This is a genomic window from Agrilactobacillus composti DSM 18527 = JCM 14202 (genome assembly GCF_001436375.1).
GTDB lineage: Bacteria > Bacillota > Bacilli > Lactobacillales > Lactobacillaceae > Agrilactobacillus > Agrilactobacillus composti.
Map to the genome: position 1 here is coordinate 46941 of NZ_AZGA01000041.1, position 2323 is coordinate 49263.

1 protein-coding gene is annotated in these 2323 nt (G+C 46.1%); it reads left to right on the top strand.

Annotated features, from left to right (window positions below):
- Positions 1-2227 (top strand): LPXTG cell wall anchor domain-containing protein (locus FC83_RS07155; protein WP_201782547.1); only part of this gene is annotated, 2227 nt, incomplete at its 5' end.
- Positions 2228-2323 lie beyond the last annotated feature (96 nt).

Here is a 2323-nt window from a genome sequence, read left to right on the forward strand (position 1 = left end):
TAACGCTAGTGGCGTTTGGACACCTGATACCACAGATATTGCGGTAGACGTGCCCGAAATTGCCGGCTATACCGCCGACAAGACCAAGGTTTTCACCGACCCATTGGCTCAGACTACCACGGAGCCAACTGATCAAACAGTGACGGTAACTTACACGAAGATTGATACCAATGTGACCACTAAAGTTAACTTTGTGGATGAAAATAATGAGGTTGTTGGCTCTATTGATAAGACTGGCGAAGCCAACACGACTGTAGATGTCGCTGCGGATGTGCCAGCCGGCTATACTGCCGTTGATCCAACTACCGTTACTTTAACTGATGCCGGCATCGTCAATATCACGGTAAAAAAAGATGCCCCAGTTGAAACTGATGTGACTACAACGGTTAATTTCGTCGATGAAACAACTGGCAAAGCAATCAAGTCTGTGACTAAGACTGGGAAAGCTGACGACAAAGTTGATGTCGCTGCTGACCTACCTACTGGTTATACGACCGTTGACCCAACTACTGTTACTTTAACCAAAGACGGCGTGGTTAATATCAAAGTGAAACAGGAAGCGCCTGTTGAAGCTGACGTGACCACCACGGTTAACTTTGTGGATGAAAGCAATGTTGTTGTTGGCTCTACGGTTAAAACTGGGAAAGATGGCGATAAGGTAGACGTGTCTGCCGATGTCCCTGCTGGTTATACTGCTGTTGACCCAACTACCATCGCTTTATCTAAAAACGGCGTGGTCAATATCAAGGTTGAGAAGAAAGCACCAGTCGAAACTGATGTGACCACCACCGTGAATTTTGTAGACGAAACAACGAAGCAACCGATTAAGACGGTTGAGAAAACTGGGAAAGACGGTGATATGACAGACGTCGCCGCTGACGTCCCTGTCGACTATACTGCCGTTGATCCAACTACCATTACTTTGTCTAAAGCTGGCATCGTTAATATCACTGTCAAAAAAGATGCACCCGTTGAAACCGATGTGACGACCACCGTTAACTTTGTGGATGAGAACAAGGCTGTTGTTGGCTCTACGATTAAGACTGGGAAAGATGGTGATAAGGTCGATGTATTTGCTGACGTCCCTACTGGTTATACCGCCGTTGATCCGACCACTGTCACTTTAGCCAAAGATGGCGTGATTAATATTACCGTCAAAAAAGATGCACCCGTTGAAGCAGATGTTGCCACAAACGTTGACTTCGTAAACGAGAATGGCGACACCATTCATTCTGTAACTGTGGCTGGTAAACCAGGTTCTACCGTTGATGTGAACGGAAATGTCCCAACCGGCTATGATGCCACAAGTTCTACCATCGTAACCATCACCAAGGATGGTAAAGCTATCGTTCATGTCAAAAAGCAACAGACAACGCCAACAGTTGAAGATGTTACCACCAACGTCGATTTCGTGGACGAGAATAGCAATACTATCCATTCTGTTACCTTGACTGGCAAACCGGGTTCCACCGTTGACGTCATAAAAGATGTGCCGAAGGGCTATGATCCAACTAGCTCCACTACCATATCCATCACCAAAGATGGTAAGGCTATAGTTCATGTTAAGAAACAACAAACAACGCCACCGGCTGAAGATGTTTCTACCAAGGTTGATTTTGTGGATGAGTATGACAATACTGTCCATTCTATGACGGTGACTGGCAAATCGGGTTCTACTGTCGATGTAAATGGGGATGTTCCTGCTGGTTATGATGCCACAAGTTCTACCATCGTAACCATCATCAAGGATGGCAAAGCCATCGTCCATATCAAGAAACACGTCGACACGAGCAAGCCAACTACACCAACCGTCCCGACAAAACCTACTGACCCTAGCAAGCCGACCACACCAACTGATCCAACTAAACCGACCGACCCTAGCAAACCAACGACACCAACTGATCCAACAAAACCTACTGACCCGACAACGCCAACTACTACTCCGGCGACACCACAACCAACGACGACGCCAAGTTCCAATGGTGTTCTAGGTCAATTGGTCAATACCGCCAATTCAAACTCAACTGGCACGCCAAATCACGACAAAGACAAGCAAACACCGACAAAGGCCACCGGCTTAACGTCACTGCCACAAACCGGTGAAGCTAAACAAATTCGATTACAAATGCTGGGCGTAGGTGTTTTAGGCTTTGCAACTTTAGCTGGTTTAATCGCCCTACGCCGTAAACGCCAGGATAAAGCAAGCAAATCTGCCGACAAAAAATAAGTTCAGTACCAACTAAAAAACTTCCAGGAAAATCATCATCATGATAGGGTCCCTGTCAAGTGCACCGATGAAAAACAAAAATCTCAGAAATTCTAA